Source organism: Geitlerinema sp. PCC 9228, from assembly GCF_001870905.1.
In the GTDB taxonomy this organism is placed as follows: Bacteria; Cyanobacteriota; Cyanobacteriia; order Cyanobacteriales; family PCC-9228; genus PCC-9228.
Map to the genome: position 1 here is coordinate 13022 of NZ_LNDC01000115.1, position 16449 is coordinate 29470.

The window sequence follows — 16449 nt, forward strand, 5'->3', positions numbered from 1 at the left end:
TGAGTCTGGCGCGATCGCTTTTCCTTGGTTTTGAGAAGTTGGGGTCAAATTTCGGAATTGGTAGCAGCCCCCCTCTGTTAGGATAAAAAATAAATAACCTACCATTCTATCCCAAAAATGGGAAATCTGTCAAATTTGCCCTCCGTTTTTCCCCAAAATTTCTTCAATGAGATTGAGTGCGATCGCTGCGATTGCGCTTTCTACCAACGAGAGAATGGGGAATAGAGCGTTTCAAACGGGGAATTTGGCGAAATTAGATATACGACGCCTTGATTCTAGAAATTACGATTATCCTACCAAAAGGGGTCAAAAAACGCAAATCCGTAAAATAATTGAGAATACCTATCAACTAGCTCTTGACAAGCTGGCGGTCAAATTTGAGGGTTTGATTGAAATTTTAAAAGCAGAACTGTTTCTGCAATTGGTTCGACAAAACTCAACCCTATCTCTTGCCATCCCCTCTAGAATATCGCCGTCGGGTTGATCTATTTTTCTCCAACAACCAGTTATGCGGATAGCAAATAACAATTTCCCAATCGCGATCGCGTCAGGTATCCCCAAAACCAGCCCATGGCAGCCAGTTAGGTTTCTACTTTTCCATCTTCCATTGCACGAATTGGCAGATAACTAGCAGCGATCGCGACACACAACCACCATACCGTATTGATTTGGGGACGATACCACACCGTATCCACCAAACCATGTACCATCAAGCCTACCATAGCCGCCAGCGCCGCCATCAGCCAATATCCCTGAGAATTCCTATTGTCACGCAGGGCACAGACTTGCCGCCAGCCACCGGCAAAACTGACCAGCAGAAACCACAAAAACGATGCCAAACCGATAAATCCCGTTTCCACAGCCACTTCTAAAAATACCGAATAGGCACTCAAAGCACTGTAGTTGGGACGCATGTATAGAGGATATACCTGGTTAAAAGCATCATTGCCCGGTCCGATTCCTAGGATAGGGCGATCGCGTATCATCTCCACAACCGCCGCCCACACATTCATGCGGAAATTGTTGCTGCTGTCTTCCCGACCCGCAAAAATACTCATAGCGCGATCGCGAATGGGGTCTACAAACAACACCGCCAGCACCACCACCGCCGCACTGGCACCCAAAACCCCTGGTATGGCAAAAATACGCCACTTCTGCGGCAATTTGGGGGTCCACCAATAGACCAGCATCAGTACAAACACAAAACCAGCCGCCAAAAACCCAATCCAACCACCGCGACTGTAGGTGAGAATCAAACACACCGAATTCACCACAAACATCCCCACCGCCAGCGCCTTACAAGTGAGGCGACGCCAGGCAAAAATCGCCCCCATACTCAACGCCACCGCCGGAATTAAATAGCCAGCCAGCAAATTGGGATTGCCCAAAACGCTGTACACCCTGGTAATTTCAGCAGCAGTCGATTCTGGGTCGGTCCAAGTTGCCAGGGGGTCTGCCCCAAAGTACCACTGACGGATGCCATAGGCACTGACCATTAGGGAAATATGCAAGTAAACGCCCACAAACGCATCTTGGACTCTTCTGCCAATATGCGATCGCAATAACTTAGCCGCCAAAGCAAACAGCAACAGGTACAAAGTCAGCTCTACCCATCCCGTAAACGCCGCTTCCCGCACCGGCGACAAAGCCATAGCCACCGTAGAAATTGCCCAATACAGCAAGACCAGCAAATGAATGGGGGTGAGAATGGCTTGGGGGTGCCGCCAGTCTTCCGTAACCGTTAATATCGCCCAAAATCCGGCACAGGCAAGTAACAAAATCCCAATAAGTGAGGTTGATACCAACGGTCCTACGACAAAAACCAAACTAACCAATAACGCGCCCAAGGGTTCTGCCCACTGCATCAGCCAGCTACCCTGACGCCAAGCAGCTAGAGGACCGTTGGTCAAACGAAAAACGATGCTTTGACGCTGCCATTGCTGGCAGGGAATTTGGGATAGAGTCAGTGGTTGCCAAACAGAACGTACCATAATTGCGATTGAAACTTGGTTTTGCAGGGAACAAATAAACTAAGGACGAATAAAATGCGCCCAAACATTGCCATCGGGACCGCAGACTTCATCCATATAACCATAAAGATACAACAACCGAGCGCCGTATACGTCGGAATACCCGGTTAATGCATCTCCCCAGGGGTCGTTGACAATGTAGCCTGACTGATTGTACCCGATAATGCAGAGAATATGGCCGCTGGCCGTAAAATCGCCAGCAATGGGAACCGGTCGTCGGTTGACCAGTTCGTTCATTACCTCCGACCAGTTGCGACTGGTACTAAAACTGGTTTGAAAATCGTAGGCTTGGATGAGGTTGGAAAGAACGTTGTGAGAGGTCCAAGACCCGTAGCCGGCGTAATTGATGCACCATTGTAGCAGTTCGTCTTCTAACTGCCCTCCGGATTGCGATCGCACGCCGTAATAATAAAATACCATTGCCAAGGTGGTCACGTTGCAGGTAGACCAGGAATAGCGGGGGTTGTCTACTTGGGAAAAATAGGGAACGTCGATTTCCAACTGGTCGGGAAACGGGTCAAATGACTTGCCGCCGCGACGCATCAACACGTGGTCGGGGAACAAATACCCTGTATTGCCGAAATTTTCAAATTCTTCAGTCATTGCCGCTTTCAGGTGGTTGTCTTCGATGGCGTAGCTGCTAACGCCGTACACCCGACCGGTAGGCAAGGTTACTTTCTCGGAACTCGACAGTTGGCTGGAATCGGTCGGTCGTTTTTTAAACGCTGTGGTTTGGCGGATGGTGGCGGTTAAGGCTTCTGGGTCGTATCCAATGACGCGATCGCCTTTTTTAATAGTAACGTGACGCCAATACAAATAGCCCACATTCCCCAATTCTCCCATAGATTCTGCCAATGTTACCCGAAAATGTCCTTGCGTGGAAGCATATCCCGTAATTTCCAAAACCGTTCCCAAAGCAATTTTGGTTTTTTGATTCCCTGGCAACAAAGCCGCATCTTTAGGTTGGGCTTTGAAAAATGTTGTTTTCTCGACCAACAACTGGGCTTGCCCTTCCACTGTAGGTACATCTTCCACTTCAAAAGCTAGCTGTTGCGAACCGCGATACAAATTGACATGGTCTTCAAAGAAATAACCAAACTCACCCACCGGTGCAATTGGCGTTGCCAACAATACTTTCAAATGACCGTCTACAAATCCATACTGTTTGACAGCCAAGGTTTGATTTCCCCCTATCTTAGCTCTTTGTTGGGAATTGAGCGCCCCGGAATCCGCTGGCGTCATTTTAAAAATTGTATCCCGTTTGATAGTGAGCTTTAAATCGGTGCCACCGCTGAGGGGTTCGGCGCTAACCGTGATGTAAACCAGCTGGCTATCCACCAACGCGCCGTTACTACTAAATCCCCGCAAGTTCAACCACCGCAACCCCGCCTGCTGAAATCCTTTCTCCAATACCACCTGCCAAACCCCATTGTTAGGATTGAGGGTTACCGGCAGCGAATATTTATTTTCTGCCAAAACCGAAATTTTGCCAATCGTATTGGGTGCAAATTTTCCTTGTAAAACCGTTTTTTCACCTGCGATCGCATATTTGGGTTCGCTATAACTCAACCCCGAACCCGCTTGAATGGTTTTACCTCCTTGGCGCAGTTCGATAAAATCCGGATATAAATAACCCGTATTGCCAAAATCCGGTAAATTCTCGCTAAAAGACACTTTCAAGTGACCTTTCACCCAAGTATAGCCCACTACCCCATAAACCATGCCTTCCGTCAGCGTGGTTTTCTCGGATGTAGCTAGTTCCGCCGCCGGTTGTGGTTTCTTCTTAAAAGCAGTTGTTTTTAAAATATGAACGTTGACGGCATTGGGGTCAAATGGAACCAACTCGCCATTTTGCAACAATCGGATGTGGGGCGCATACAAGTAGCCAATCTTGCCGAAATCGGGCAACCCTTTGGAAAGCGTTACCCGAAAATGTCCTTCCACGCAGGCATATCCGGTTACGAAAAAATGTTCCCCAAAGAGCAAATCTTGCTTTTGCTGGTCCAAAAGTTGTTCGGAAGGTTCTGGAGTGGCTTTAATTTTGGTGGCGTGGGCAATCCAAATCTGCCAAAATCCCGGTGGCGTCTTAGGCAAATTTTTGAGCTGGAAGTGTAAAATTTCTCCATTTTTGGTTAAATGAATGTGGGGTTCGTAAAAATAACCAAAAGCACCGTTTTTGAGTTCTACTTTGAGATGGTTTTTGATGAAGCCGTAGCGAGTTGCTGTAAACCCTTGCGACGTTTTTACTCTTGCCTTCTCTTGGCTTTTGAGATTTTCTGAAGAAATGGGGGCAGCTTTGAAATAGGTTTCCCGCAAAATTTTGATTTCTATGGAATCTCCCTCAATCATGGGTTTGCTGCTGACGGTCACAAAAACCCGCTGGCTGCTGACCAATTCCCCGTTGCCGTCGAAACCTTTCAAACGCAACCAGCGAATGCCAGCTTGGCTAAAACCTGATTCTAGAGATACTTGCCAAATCCCGTTTTCCTGGTTCAAGCTGACGGGGAGGTCGTATTTGTCTTCAGCTATCAGAGCAATCTTAGCAATGCGTTGGGGGTCAAAGGTACCGTTGAGGGCAGTGGGATGCTTGACCAGAACCTCTTTGGGACTGGTGTAGGTTAGGGGTTGGTTGTTGCTGGTAGAATTCAGCATATGGGGTTTGGGCTATGGAACGAGCAACGAAATTTACCAGGGTTGGGTTAGAACCAGATAGGTGACAGCGTCATTTTTGGGAAAAAAGAGATATTGTCAATCCTACCCCCAATCCTAGAGAAAAACTATCGGTTAAGTACAATTTTCTCTCAATTGAAAATCTTCTCAGAGAAATGGTTGCGATCGCAGCAATTGGTCCTACACTAGGGAGTATCTCCCTTGATGTAAAGTTGCCATTGCCTCTTGCTATTGCTACTGCCGCACTTATGGTTAAATTCCAAATTCAGCCTGACAGCGAAATTCCTGCCTCCAACCAACTGTTTAACCAAATTCGTTTTGCGATCGCATCTCGGCAATTTCCCCCCAACCACCGCCTTCCCAGTACCAGGGCACTTGCCATGCAAACGGGATTGCATCGCAATACGGTCAATAAAGTATATCGCCAATTGGAAGAGTTGGGATTGGTGGAGTCTCAAGCTGGTTCGGGAATTTACGTGCGCGATTTGGGGCGTGAAGGCGGTACCAGACCCCATTCGCCCCTACTGCAAAAGCATCCCCATGCTTACGATACCATTAAAGACAGTTTAGACCAACTGTTGGAACAAGGTTGTTCCCTACAGGATGCCCGGGAGTTGTTTCTGGCAGAAATTGACTGGCGCTTGCGTTGCAGTGCCCGGGTTTTGGTAACAGCACCTTCCCAGGATATCGGCGTTGGGCAGTTAATGGGGCAAGAAGTGCAAAAAACCCTTGCCATTCCCGTACAAGTTGTTCCCTTGGAAGAGTTAGAATCTGCCCTCGACCAGACTGCCTCTAGTACGGTGGTTACCAGCCGCTATTTTGTAGCCGCTGCGGAGGAAATTGCTTCGCCTAAGTCTGTAAGGGTGATTCCTGTGGATGTATATGATTATGCAAAAGAGACGGAGTTGGTGCTCTCTCTGCCGGAAAATACCCGTTTGGGTTTGGTGAGTCTTAGTTCTGGGATTTTGCGGGCGGCGGAAGTGATTTTGCACAGCTTGCGCGGGGACGATTTGCTGCCCATGTTTGCTCAAACGGAAGATGCTTATAAGTTGAATGCCGTGGTACGCGGCGCTGATTTGATTATATGCGATCGCGCTAGTTACGATGAAGTCAAAACTGCCCTAGCTGCCAATCGCAGCGAAATGATTCGCATTCCCGAAATTATTGGTTGCGAAAATTATATTAGCAGCGAGTCTATGAAAAGCTTGAAACGGGAGTTGGGATTGGCATGAGCAAGCAGCAAACTCTGCAATTAGAGTTGAAAAATTGCTTGCACCTTCGTTTCTATCCAAAAAATGAAAGTATTGTTGTAATATGGGCGGCAGATTTCGCTGATTTCATCGAGAGACTCTTCAAAATCCAGAAAGCTAATTATATTACCATAAACGGCATTCTCATAAAAAATAGAGTCGGGGGTCAAACGATCTTTCTGTAAGTGAAAAACTCGCTCTTGGCTGCGAGAAACCATATCCACTAAAATACTGGTTCCATAACCACAGCTTTTTAAAACATCAAGACATTGCATGGTTCCTTGGATGTATTTGGATGACCAACCGCGATTGCCTGTTTGTCGATTGCTACCGCCACCGTACTCAAACATGATAACCTTCGGTAAAAGCGATCGCGGTAAATCCGAGAGCTGAGCAATAATCGTAGATTCCCAGCCTTCAACATCCATTTTGAGACAAGTTAGTTCTTTACTTTGGATTCGAGCAAATAAACTTGGCAGACTCAGAGTTTCTACAATTTTTGTGGTAGAAGAAGAGCCAAACCAATCAGCGGATAGGGAACTAAAGTTAGAATTTGCTTGGCCGGCAAACTTGCCCATATAAAGAGGTTGCCTGCCATCCCTATCTGAAAGGCATGCCTCGATTAGCGATATTTGGTGTTGCTGACACCGAGAACGAAGTTGTCGAACTGGCAGTGGTTCCACAACCCAAGTTTGAAATCCCAATCGAGCAAACTTTTCGCAGTAAAATGCAAAAGTACCAACACCAACATCAATACAAATGCCAGAGCGTTTGGGATCGAGCTTTGGTAAAAAATGATTTAGTAGAGCTTGACAACATGGCTCGACGTGCATGTAATTTTCTCCAAGAAAGCTGGTTTCTATAATAGTAATACCCTTTCTAAAACACAATGATTTTTTGGGATTTCTCGATTATACTACCTTCGCTATCTTCCAGTGCCTCTAATTTCCAGTTTAACAACTGTCACATTCAATATCGCCAACCCTGGCAGCAGCTATCGAAAATAGAGGCAAATAGACGTTTTTGGAGAAAAGCAAATGTCAGTTCGCTTTTTTGGTAATTTTAGTGCTGGATTGGTGGTGACCTTGCTGGTTGCCTTTGCCGTTTTGAATTGGTTGGAGATTCCCGTAGGAAATTTCTTAGATTGGGTGATTGGTGGTGCCAGTTTTTGGTGGCTGTTGGTGGTGGTGACGGTTCCTTGGAATATTTATTTTCGCTCTCAAGAAGTCATGGCAGATGCCCAACAATCCCAAGACCGGGGAATTTCGGTGGCAGAACCCCAGCTATCCTACGTGCAAATGCTGGCAAAACGTGCTTTGTGGGTCGCTTTGGGATTGCATTTGGTTTCTGCGCTTGCCTTGTATTTGTTAGCAGCTTTTAATGTGAGCGCTATTGGTTACATTGGTTCCATCGCCGCTTTGTTGCTAACTTTGTTGCGACCGGCCATTCGCACCTATGAGTATATTGCCACGCGCCTGTTTTCTATTCAACAGGAATTGACCCATCCTCGCCAGGATATCGTCGAACTGCGCGATCGCGTCAACCAAATGCAAAAGCAAGTGGAACGGCTGCAACAGCAACTCAATACCAAAAATCCCAATTCTTGGGCAGCGACCCAGCAACGACAGCTACAAGCCACCCGCAACGACCTCACGAATTTGGGTTCTGCCTTGGAAACGTTACGCACGCGCAACCAGTCGGAACACGAACGCCTTTCTCAAGATGCCAAAAATGCGATCGCGCAGCTTTCGGAAGATTCCCGTTTTCTTGGTAATGTGCGAGAAATTATTCGCTTTATCAAGGAAAGTTAGCAATTGGCAACATTTTCCCGTGAAGTTCCCTCCTCTAAATTGTACCGCGCTTCTGCTGTTCCCGCTCGATCGCTTCAAATAAAGCTTTAAAATTCCCTTCTCCAAATCCCCTGGCTTGCGATCGCCTTTCGATAACTTCAAAAAAGAACGTTGGTTCCTCAAAAATGGGTTTGGTGAACGTCTGCAACAACAAAGGAATTTCCCGATAATTTTGATTTGCTATTGCTATTTCATCTTGCTTCCAATCTACCAAAATTTCTTGTTCTTGAATCCGGGCAAATTCCTGCGGGGAAATCAAACCATCGCAACCAGCTTTTAATTGTTCGTAATAGCTATCGGGAACCGATAAAAACGAAATCCCGTTGCGTCGCATTTGGGCAACCGATGCCAAAATATTGTTGCTTTTCAAAGCAATATGCTGGATGCCAGCACCGCGATTGTAATTTAAAAACTCTTGAATCTGAGAATTTGCCGAGGTGGGTTCGTTGACCGGCAGTTGTACGTTTCCCAGGGGATGGGTTAAAACTTGACTGGACAATCCCGATTTTTGGGTGCGAATGTTAAAGTTTTGCCGGGGTTGAAATCCGAAAATTTCGCAATACCAATCCACCGCTGCCTGTAACTCTCCCACGGGAACATTTAACACCGCATGGTCGATGGCTTCAATGGAAATTTCCTGAAAATCGCGATCGCTTATCGCCTCTCGATCGACAAACGGTTGCAAGCGATCGCCATCCTCCACCCATTGTACCGATTTTTCCGGCCGAGACAACCTTTCCATCACCGTATGGGTCAAACGACCCCAACCAGCGAGTTTTGCCCATTTCCAACCGCCAGAGCTTTGCTGGGGTTGCAATAATCTAGCACCCGCTGCCACCGCCTTTGCCAATAAGGCATCCAAATCTCGCACCTGAAACGCCACATCAGCCACCCCTGGCGGAAATTGCTGCAAAGAACGAAAAATCGAACTTGCCTGTGTTTTGGGCATGGAAAAGACAACGAACACCGCACCGCTGTGCAACAGTTCCGTATGGGTATATTGGTTGGCAATACTATCCAGCCAACGCCATGCCATCCGGCGTTGGAACCATTGCCGCCAGAAAACCGCATCCTTGACGTAAAAGTGTACGTAGCCAATATCCATAAACCTCGCTGGTTGCGATCGTTTGAGTGCGCTAGCATCCTAAACAGTTAATTGTATACTGGCAATGGATTAGAAGAATAAATGACTGTCTGGCTGGATGTTGATTTCCATGGGAACAGCTTGTGGTTCCGCAGACAAGGCATACATAATCGCATTTGCCGCCGTTTCCGTACTTAACATTTGGGAACGGTCTACCTTCAAACCGACATTATCCCAGAAAGGAGAATCCACGCCACCGAAATAAAATAACGTAAATTTAATCCCAAAGCGGCGCAACTCTTCCGCCATACATTTGCTAAAACCCACAGCACCAAATTTGGAAGCACAGTAGGCACTGCCCATTGCCATGGAATGTTTGCCCAAAATGCCGGTTATATTGCAAATATGTCCGGATTTGCGCCCTCTCATTACTTTAGCAGCCGCTTGGCTCGTATAGAAACTCCCTTTGAGGTTGACATCCAACATGGCATCCAAATCCTCAGGGGTCAGTTTCACCCACTGTTTCAAAATGCCAGCCCCCGCAGCGTTGACCAAAATGTCAATTTGCCCAAACTGTTCTGCGGCTTTTTGTACCATGCTTTCCACCTGCTGCGGGTCGGTGATATCGGCAGCAACGGGCAAGCTGTTGGGAATTTCGCTAGCCAGTTCGTCGAGTTTGTTGTTGTTTCTGGCACTGAGAACCACATTTGCCCCAGCATCCGCCAGTTTCCGGCTAACCGACGAACCAATGCCACCGGTAGCCCCTACCACAATCGCTACTTTGCCTTGCATGTTTATTTACATTTCTTTACGTCTCTTCCATGATAGGAGAATTTTGCCGTAGTTACCAAGGTAGGGTATGGGAGCGGCCGAGCATGGGAGTATGGGGGGTTGGGGGTTGGGAGTATTGAAAAAAGAACAAGTTGTTGTGGTTTTGTAGGTTTTTGAATCATTGAATTAAAATAATTGTAAGTTCCTTGGAAAAGCTCCCATGAAAAATTTTTTTCCTGCCAGACTTCATGTTATTCTTGCTAGAAAAGAACCGGTGGGTTTGGTGTTTCGACGCGGTCCTTCCAAACAAGTTTGTACGTTGCTTTGGGATAGAAAGCAGGATACATTTGTATTGGGTCAGTGGTTAAAAGGTCGTATTTACGAACGCCGCAGCGATTTATCTGGTGATGGCAAATATGTCATTTATTTTGCTATGAATGGCAAATGGGATTCTCAAACGAAAGGGTCGTGGACCGCCATTTCTCGGGCACCCTGGCTGAAAGCTTTGGTATTATTGTCAAAAGGAGATTGCTGGTTTGGTGGTGGTTTGTTTACAAGCGATCGCACTTATTGGTTAAATGAAGGCTGGTCGCATACAATGTTGCGCGATTCCAGTGAAGTTCGCCGAGACCAAACCTATCAAATACCAGCTTATTACGGTGGCGAATGTCCCGGGGTCTATTATTTACGACTGCAAAGAGATAACTGGCAGTATATTGACAGAATCTCTTCCGGCAATTGCGAGAGAATGGATATTTTTGAAAAATCCTTAAAAAAAGGGTGGGTCTTGCGCAAATTTGCCCATGCAGAACTTTACCATATCGAAGGCAAAGGATGTTATTGGGACAAACACGAACTCTGCCATCGGCCATCTGGAACCACCCTATCCTATCCCGATTGGGAGTGGGCAGAGTGGGATAGAAACCGATTGGTGTGGGCAGAGAAAGGATGTCTTTATAAGGGGTCTTTGCGCAGCAACCGATTGCAAGATATCCAATTAATTTATGATTTTAACGATATGACATTCACCCCCATACAGGCACCCTACTGATGGGATATAGCTTTTGCTTGTGTTTGCCAACAAACGCCGAAATCTATAAATTATATAAATTGGTCCGCCGCTACAGGCGTAGATCCTCTAGACTAGATTAAGAAACTACATTGGCAAAATCGCAATTCGAGGAGGCAGCTTTTATGAGACTCATCATTCAACTTTTGGGACTCGCTTTGGTTATCTTCGGCATCTACATGCTAGGTCAGAATATTATTTTCACCACCAATCCCCACCCTTATTTTTGGCGGGGAATTGCCGCCGACGGTTCGATTTTGGCTTTGATTGCCGGTTTGGTCATGTTGGTGTATTTGCCTAGAAGCCAGAAAAATTTGGGCTGGATTCCCCTTGTAATTGGTATTGTTTTGGTATTTCTAAGCAGCAATGCCGTTCTCACTGCTACAACCTTGTGGCAATTTGTGGTTTCCTTTGCTTCTATCACCGTTGGCTATCAAATGCTCACCACTGGGCGCATTTTATTTTAGATTCTTCCCAGAAAAGCGGATGTGCTATTCTTGAAAAAGGTTTATTTCCCTTCCGTACGGGAAAGCTTTCAATTCCTAAACGAACGACCTTGAATATGGTCCAAAAAATTGCTTTCTTTAACCATAAAGGTGGTGTAGGCAAAACCACCAGTGCTTTTCATGTCGGTTGGATGCTAGCCTCCAAAGGCAAAACAACTATCTTAGTAGATGCCGACCCACAATGCAATCTCACAGGGATAGCGCTAGGGGAACATACAGAAGAGGATGAAAATCGCATAGAAAATATATACCAAACCCACTCCAATATCAAAACTGGTCTAGCACCAGCATTTGAGTCGCAACCAAAATCTATTCAACCAGTAGATTGCGTACCTATCGAAAGACCAGAAAAGCTGTTTTTGCTACCTGGTCATGTGGGTTTGGCAGAATATGAAGTAACCCTTGGTGTGGCTCAAGAACTTAGTGGTTCCATTCGGACTTTACAGAATTTACCCGGTTCTATATTTTAATTGATATGAGTCCCAGTTTGGGAGCCATCAATCAAAATTTACTGATGACCAGCGATTTCTTTTTAGTACCGACAATGGCAGATTTCTTTTCAGTAATGGCTATTGATTCTTTAATTAATATCTTACTAAAATGGTATGGATGGGCCAAACGAGCACGTGCTTTACCAATTTTTCAAGAAGCTACTTATCCCTTTCCTGAAATTAATTTAAAATTTTTAGGAACAATTGTACAAAATTTCGGAATCGTACATGGTAAAGAAACCAAAGCATTTGAAAAGTGGATTCAAAATGTTGAAAATGATGTTTCAGAGAAACTTTCTCCAGTTTTAAGAAATAACAACATGCTTTTTTCACTAGAATATTACTCGGAACAAGGAATCGATCCAAATAGTTTCACTTTAGCCAAACTATCAAATTTTAATAGCTTAATTGCATTGTCGCAAAAACATCGTACTCCAATTTATGATTTAACACCAGAACAATTAAAGCAAGATGGCATTGTATTAGAAAGAAACCAGAAAAAACAAAAAGAGTTTCGAGAAACCTTTTCCGGTCTTGCTGATAAAATTATTCATTTATCTTCCGTCCATGAGACCAGCCATTGAGCAATTTCGTATCAGCATTCAGCGTGTAAAAGATTTAATTAGTCTGCATAATTCGTTACAAGTGCAAGTGACCGCAGCTCTTGATATTTCAGATATTTTGAGGGCAGCTTGGGTGCTTGCTGTTAGTGCTTTGGATTATTACATTCACGAGAGCGTTACTTTAGGGATGCTAGAAATTCATCAAGGATTGCGTTCCGAACCGCAACCGAATCCCAATACATCCCAATCCGCCTTTTCTCGGTTTAAAGTATCCCTTGGTTCTGCACGTGAAGACCGTTTAACAGCCATGGAAATTGCTTCTTGGATAGAAGATGAAGTTCGGAAAAGCCGTGGATCTGATTTCTTACAAGAACCCCAACATTTTTCTGCCTTTATTCCAGCTATTTCGGAGGGAATTGCTAGCAAACTCAATAGTGACTTTAGCACGAGTTGGCTAGAATATGAAATTAGAGAAAAGCTAGGATACCAAAGTTTTCAAAAACCAGATAAAATTGCCGATGCAATTCGATATATCTCCGATCGCTTTCTGTCTGGATAAAGTAGGTGCGATCGCGCTTTTTGCATTTAATTTGGTTGTTGCTAGCTAGCAAATAAATGCTAGAGATTTTCAATTATCCCGGAGGAGTTACCGGCGAAATCGCAGAAAGACGGCAACCAAAACGGCGGAAAATACACCAATTCCCAGGCTGATGGTAAAGGCGGGGTCGGTGAGGAATTGGAAATCCGTATGGGTATCGGGGGGATTTTGGCCTTCCAAAGCAACAGAGGCGGCGAGGCTGCTGGTGGCTAACCCCACGCCGACAATGGCAACGGTGTTGTTGAGGCGGCGGTCAACTTTGGTTTGTTCGATGTGGATGATGCCGCTGATGGTATTGTTGAGGTTTTGCAGAACTGTGAGACCGGGTTGTAGGTTTTCGTAGTCGGCGGTGATTTGGCGTTGGTATTTTTTGGCGTATATCTCGCTTTCGGAAAATTTGCCCAAGCATTGCAGGTCGCTATTTGGGTATTTTTGTTGCATGTAGAAAAAGCGATCGCGATAGTTTTGAATGTTAATATCAATATTGCGCCTTTGGTCGTCCAGATAATTGAGATCGACGGTATAGTTGGACATGGTTGCCAAATTTTCAGTGAGGATATTTTGCAACTCACGCCCGGGAATTTTTCCTTGGTCAATTTCTTGTGGTAAGATTTGGGTGCGATCGCTTTTTTGTTTTAACTCGACAAAATTTTGTTTTAATTGCTTCCGCAAATACCGGCTTTGCGCGTAAGCCCATAGAATTTTGTGGCGATATTGGAATAAATAGAGAAAATCCCACCAAGATGCCGGTACCTCTTCGCGCATTGCTGCGACATCTTTACTAGCAGGAAACAACCAAATCAAAATATGTGCGGATTGGGATGGCTGCGAATCGGAATGCCAAATTTCAAATAGAGTACCGCCTTGCAAACTTCCCTCACCGATACAATCTCGATGCCAATTGGGGTTAGCCACCATTTGTTGGTAGCATTGTTGGGCAACTTGCGTTAGGTCGGCATTGGGGTCGGGGATTTTGCCGTAAATCAGCCAAGTTTGCCCTAAAGTCGGCGTTTTTTGGTGCAGTCGCTCTTGCAGTTTGCCTTGGAAGTTGCCAAAAGGGATGCCAATTTCGTTGGGATGGTTGGTGGCTGGCTGAATGGTGTGGGGTTCGGTGTTGGGTTGACCGTGGGCATCGAACTTGCCAGAATAAGAAGCAACCAAAGCATAGGTATCGCCCAATTGTACGGGATAGTATTGCCCATCTTCACCATTGGGAAAGGATTCGCTACCCTTTTCTAATAATACTACTGGTTGGGTAGGATTGTCGCGATCGCAAAATTTGGGATAATCTCCTTGCTCGTATGTATTCTCCCCATAAATTTTTTCATAAAAATTCCGGCGACGAACCTCTATTTCTTCTGGAGAATCCCCCAATCCCTCTCGCAAATCGAAGAAAAACACTTCTACAGTCGGATAAATAATCTGCTGTTCGTTCATATTTATCGGTTTCCCGTCAGCCAGTTGCGGATTTTTTGCAGAAGGTTGGGGCGTTCCGAAGCTTGGGCAGCCGCAACCGAATCTTCAGCAGAAAAAACCGAAACCGCCATATTTTCCAGTTCGCTGTTGAACTCCTGATTGGGTGGTGGCGGTGGTGAGGTTTGATTTTTATCGCGTTCCCCCTCTTGCTGTAACAACTGGTTGCGCTTTTGCAAATAAATATCATAAAAAGGAGGATATTTGGCAGCCAGTTCGTGCAGGTCTTCTACCCCTGTTTGTTGCAAAACATAAGCAACCCCATGCAAGCGTTGCTGAACATCATCAGGCAAAGACTCTTCCATTTGGGTTAAAGCCTCCAGAAAAGCTGTTAGCGTCGTTTGTTTCCCAGGTTCCATCATCCCTTTGTAGGCTAAAATGTTCAGAAAATCGTAGGGGCAAGCCCGGTGTGATTGCCCTGACAAAGCTTGCCCCCATAATAGCAAATACGCTGTTCGGTCATTGTTCCCCATTTACTGTTGTGCCAACCAAGCCTGCAAATCTGCTATACTGGAAAAACCCAACAAACTTGTTCCTGTATCGACTCATCCACAGTTCCCAAACGACGAGCCAACAAGCGCAAAACCAATTGGGTTTCCCCTTATTGTTGTCCTCTTTCCAAACCTTCTTTGAGAATTTCCTGATACCAGGGAGACTCTCTTAAAACAGCCATATCCCACCTCATAATTTCCCGGACTACTGGTAGTTCTAGCACAAAGGAAGCAAAAAACGACAGCAACAGTTCCAACGGTTCTAATACCATTTCTGAAAAACAACAATTGTCTGGATTTTTCCAATTGCCCTGGTAGAGGCGCTCACGCGTTGCGTCCCTACTCACGCGTTGCGCCCCTACAAAAATGCCTCTATCATCTATTGCATATTATTAAGGAAATGGTATAATTCTTCGTCAACCGGATAAACTAGCCATCGATAGCGCTCTTCTGCTAGGGCAGCATAAGCTCTCATTCGGCGGGGAATGTGGTTGTTGTAACGCAGTTGTAGTTCGTTGAGTAAAACGTCGTTTTCGCGATTGACCCATTGAAAATCAGAACTCATGAATTCTTCGATTTTCACTTGCGGCAGTTGGGTTACCCATTGAATCCAGTTTTCTGGGGATAAACTCAGCAAGCGTTTGCCGCCAATGTCTGCAGGTTGGCTCATTTTTTTGATGAAATTTTGGGTACTGGCTTGTAAGTCACTTGAATATAATTTTAGGTTCTTTCAGAAAACCAGACAACTGTTTTTATCTAATACGAAACCCGTACTGTAAAGACCCGAAAAAAATTCCCACCTCACCACCTGTCTTCCTCCCCCTCCTCGGTACTTTTGGTATCTCAAATGTGATTTGTACACATCGGATTTGGTATAACATTCGCTCGATTCCCAATGCTTCTCTTGTAACCAGATTGCCTTTTGGCTAGAATCTTAATTAAAGTTTTAACCATCAAGCGAGTTATGCATTCCTCATCTCAACTGCCGGACTATGTCACCGATTTATTTGCTTTCTACACACCTCCGAAGCCAGAAGCTGGTGGACTTGTTACCTTCTACGAAAAAGTAGAACCTGGGGAAGATTTAGAACAAGTTGCCCTGCGGCACTACCGATATTTTTTTGGGGGTTCCTTGGAACCATTTTGGATGATTCACTGGGAACTTGCCTACCAGCGCCCTACCGAGAATCAGGGTGATTTTGTCAATGAGTTATACACTACTGCTGCAAATATTTATGATGATTACTACACTGATGTCTTAGATATATGGCTATTTGACGATCCGGAAGAACGGGAAATGGCACAAAACATTCTTGCAGCGGTTTACGATACGCCAGAAGTTATCGATTTCAGGATTTATGCTTGTGGTGATGGTGAGGCTCTGCAAGGCGTATTAACCATCGGCTGTCGTGCCAACGGAGAAACTACGACTTTAGCTTTTTTTATCGACTAATACCAAATCCGTACTGGCAAGCTCCGATAATGCCAGCGGGTCAGAACCCCCTGTTGTCCCCCTTGTAAAGCAGGGCTGTTTCATTCTAGCAAAATAGGAAGCAGCTCATACCGCTTCCAGAGCCATTTACGACCTTCTTTAATTGATATG

Annotated in this window: 14 protein-coding genes and 2 pseudogenes; 7 read left to right on the plus strand and 9 right to left on the minus strand. The window is 45.4% G+C overall.

Annotation, left to right across the window (positions count from 1 at the left end; genetic code table 11):
- Positions 1-581: 581 nt before the first annotated feature.
- Both AS151_RS12690 and AS151_RS12695 read right to left on the minus strand, forming a co-directional pair.
- The gene (locus AS151_RS12690) at positions 582-1991 is read right to left on the minus strand and encodes an IctB family putative bicarbonate transporter (RefSeq protein ID WP_071517434.1); all 1410 of its coding nucleotides are present in this window, start codon (positions 1989-1991) and stop codon (positions 582-584) included.
- Positions 1992-2030: 39 nt separating this feature from the next.
- Entirely contained in the window at positions 2031-4682 is a 2652-nt protein-coding gene (locus tag AS151_RS12695) for a C39 family peptidase (RefSeq protein WP_071517435.1), read from the minus strand.
- Positions 4683-4948: 266 nt separating this feature from the next.
- Here AS151_RS12695 and AS151_RS12700 point away from each other — a divergent pair, with 266 nt between their 5' ends.
- Positions 4949-5932 carry a GntR family transcriptional regulator gene (locus AS151_RS12700; RefSeq protein ID WP_071517436.1) on the plus strand — a complete coding sequence of 328 codons (984 nt, stop codon included), beginning with the start codon at positions 4949-4951 and terminating at the stop codon, positions 5930-5932.
- A 20-nt stretch (positions 5933-5952) separates the two neighbouring features.
- Here the strand turns inward: AS151_RS12700 and AS151_RS12705 are convergent, their stop codons facing one another.
- Complete coding sequence (locus tag AS151_RS12705) at positions 5953-6783, minus strand: FkbM family methyltransferase (RefSeq protein WP_071517437.1); 831 nt, start codon at positions 6781-6783, stop codon at positions 5953-5955.
- A gap of 204 nt (positions 6784-6987) precedes the next feature.
- On the opposite strand from AS151_RS12705, the gene AS151_RS12710 reads away from it, so the two are divergent.
- Positions 6988-7761, plus strand: coding sequence for a hypothetical protein (locus AS151_RS12710; protein ID WP_071517438.1), 774 nt, complete (start codon positions 6988-6990; stop codon positions 7759-7761).
- A gap of 34 nt (positions 7762-7795) precedes the next feature.
- On the opposite strand, the gene hppD is transcribed toward AS151_RS12710, so the two are convergent.
- Together hppD and AS151_RS12720 are read right to left on the minus strand one after the other, a co-directional pair.
- Positions 7796-8905 (minus strand): 4-hydroxyphenylpyruvate dioxygenase, encoded by a 1110-nt coding sequence (gene hppD / locus AS151_RS12715; RefSeq protein ID WP_071517439.1) that lies wholly within the window; start codon positions 8903-8905, stop codon positions 7796-7798.
- Between the two features lie 69 nt (positions 8906-8974).
- Entirely contained in the window at positions 8975-9676 is a 702-nt protein-coding gene (locus tag AS151_RS12720) for an SDR family oxidoreductase (protein ID WP_071517440.1), read from the minus strand.
- A 199-nt stretch (positions 9677-9875) separates the two neighbouring features.
- Here AS151_RS12720 and AS151_RS12725 point away from each other — a divergent pair, with 199 nt between their 5' ends.
- From AS151_RS12725 to AS151_RS12740, 4 genes and pseudogenes are all read left to right on the plus strand, one after another.
- Positions 9876-10706: a hypothetical protein gene (locus AS151_RS12725; RefSeq protein WP_071517441.1), complete on the plus strand. Its 831-nt coding sequence runs from the start codon at positions 9876-9878 to the stop codon at positions 10704-10706.
- 143 nt (positions 10707-10849) lie between these two features.
- Positions 10850-11191: a hypothetical protein gene (locus tag AS151_RS12730; RefSeq protein ID WP_071517442.1), complete on the plus strand. Its 342-nt coding sequence runs from the start codon at positions 10850-10852 to the stop codon at positions 11189-11191.
- A gap of 95 nt (positions 11192-11286) precedes the next feature.
- Positions 11287-12305: pseudogene (locus AS151_RS23240) on the plus strand (AAA family ATPase).
- Entirely contained in the window at positions 12289-12843 is a 555-nt protein-coding gene (locus AS151_RS12740; protein WP_071517443.1) for a hypothetical protein, read from the plus strand. Before AS151_RS23240 ends, AS151_RS12740 begins: the two are co-directional and overlap by 17 nt.
- Positions 12844-12930: 87 nt before the next feature.
- Here the strand turns inward: AS151_RS12740 and AS151_RS12745 are convergent, their stop codons facing one another.
- From AS151_RS12745 to AS151_RS12755, 4 genes and pseudogenes are all read right to left on the minus strand, one after another.
- Positions 12931-14319: a hypothetical protein gene (locus AS151_RS12745; protein ID WP_071517444.1), complete on the minus strand. Its 1389-nt coding sequence runs from the start codon at positions 14317-14319 to the stop codon at positions 12931-12933.
- A 2-nt stretch (positions 14320-14321) separates the two neighbouring features.
- A complete protein-coding gene (locus AS151_RS12750) occupies positions 14322-14780 on the minus strand; it encodes a hypothetical protein (RefSeq protein ID WP_139240644.1) in 459 nt (152 codons plus the stop codon).
- Between the two features lie 176 nt (positions 14781-14956).
- A complete protein-coding gene (locus AS151_RS22160; protein WP_170861391.1) occupies positions 14957-15118 on the minus strand; it encodes a hypothetical protein in 162 nt (53 codons plus the stop codon).
- Positions 15119-15264: 146 nt separating this feature from the next.
- Positions 15265-15516: pseudogene (locus AS151_RS12755) on the minus strand (hypothetical protein); the annotation flags it as partial.
- A 294-nt stretch (positions 15517-15810) separates the two neighbouring features.
- Here AS151_RS12755 and AS151_RS12760 point away from each other — a divergent pair.
- A complete protein-coding gene (locus tag AS151_RS12760) occupies positions 15811-16299 on the plus strand; it encodes a hypothetical protein (protein WP_084639560.1) in 489 nt (162 codons plus the stop codon).
- The last annotated feature ends 150 nt before the right edge of the window (positions 16300-16449 follow it).

Coding starts and splice junctions, on each gene's coding strand:
- AS151_RS12705 (WP_071517437.1), bottom strand. CDS start 6,783: ATGCACGTCGAGCCATGTTGTCAAGCTCTACTAAATCATTTTTTACCA.
- AS151_RS12760 (WP_084639560.1), top strand. CDS start 15,811: ATGCATTCCTCATCTCAACTGCCGGACTATGTCACCGATTTATTTGCT.
- AS151_RS12690 (WP_071517434.1), bottom strand. CDS start 1,991: ATGGTACGTTCTGTTTGGCAACCACTGACTCTATCCCAAATTCCCTGC.
- AS151_RS12710 (WP_071517438.1), top strand. CDS start 6,988: ATGTCAGTTCGCTTTTTTGGTAATTTTAGTGCTGGATTGGTGGTGACC.
- AS151_RS12725 (WP_071517441.1), top strand. CDS start 9,876: ATGAAAAATTTTTTTCCTGCCAGACTTCATGTTATTCTTGCTAGAAAA.
- AS151_RS12695 (WP_071517435.1), bottom strand. CDS start 4,682: ATGCTGAATTCTACCAGCAACAACCAACCCCTAACCTACACCAGTCCC.
- AS151_RS22160 (WP_170861391.1), bottom strand. CDS start 15,118: ATGGTATTAGAACCGTTGGAACTGTTGCTGTCGTTTTTTGCTTCCTTT.
- AS151_RS12730 (WP_071517442.1), top strand. CDS start 10,850: ATGAGACTCATCATTCAACTTTTGGGACTCGCTTTGGTTATCTTCGGC.
- AS151_RS12740 (WP_071517443.1), top strand. CDS start 12,289: ATGAGACCAGCCATTGAGCAATTTCGTATCAGCATTCAGCGTGTAAAA.
- AS151_RS12745 (WP_071517444.1), bottom strand. CDS start 14,319: ATGAACGAACAGCAGATTATTTATCCGACTGTAGAAGTGTTTTTCTTC.
- AS151_RS12720 (WP_071517440.1), bottom strand. CDS start 9,676: ATGCAAGGCAAAGTAGCGATTGTGGTAGGGGCTACCGGTGGCATTGGT.
- hppD (WP_071517439.1), bottom strand. CDS start 8,905: ATGGATATTGGCTACGTACACTTTTACGTCAAGGATGCGGTTTTCTGG.
- AS151_RS12700 (WP_071517436.1), top strand. CDS start 4,949: ATGGTTAAATTCCAAATTCAGCCTGACAGCGAAATTCCTGCCTCCAAC.